Source organism: Acetonema longum DSM 6540 (assembly GCF_000219125.1).
GTDB lineage: Bacteria > Bacillota > Negativicutes > Sporomusales > Acetonemataceae > Acetonema > Acetonema longum.
Window position 1 is genome coordinate 1 of record NZ_AFGF01000177.1, and the last position, 420, is coordinate 420.

1 protein-coding gene is annotated in these 420 nt (G+C 49.3%); it reads right to left on the bottom strand.

All coding sequences use genetic code 11. From position 1 onward, the window contains the following. Window positions 1-314: IS110 family transposase (locus ALO_RS15870; RefSeq protein WP_004097820.1), on the bottom strand; the 314-nt coding region annotated here is incomplete at its 3' end. Between the last annotated feature and the right edge of the window lie 106 nt (window positions 315-420).

The following is a 420-nucleotide window of genomic DNA, read 5'->3' on the forward strand; positions in this document are numbered from 1 at the left end:
ACCCTGGCAACGCAAAACGCATCATAGGAGTCATTTTTAAAGACCGTGGGCGCACTTAGCCGCATGGCGCTGGTATAGGCAGGGTTAATGTGCTTGACGACAAACTTATGCCCGACCAGATACATGGCCAGGTTTCTTCCTAAGCCGCGCGTATCCTCCAGGCCAAAAACCAGCGTTAAGTCTCCACTCAGTTTTTTTACATGAGAAAGAAATTGATCAAACTTCCCCGGCCGGTTCTCCAAGGTGATTTCCCCCAAGATATTCAGCCAGCAATCAATGACCACTGCGGTATGCTGCTCTTTGTGCATGTCCATCCCGCAGAACGCCAAACTCCGTTTTGGATAAATAACGACCACACTCCTTTACTCATCACCATAAAACACACCGGCAACCTCAGCTTGTGAGCGTTAGCCCTGTTAC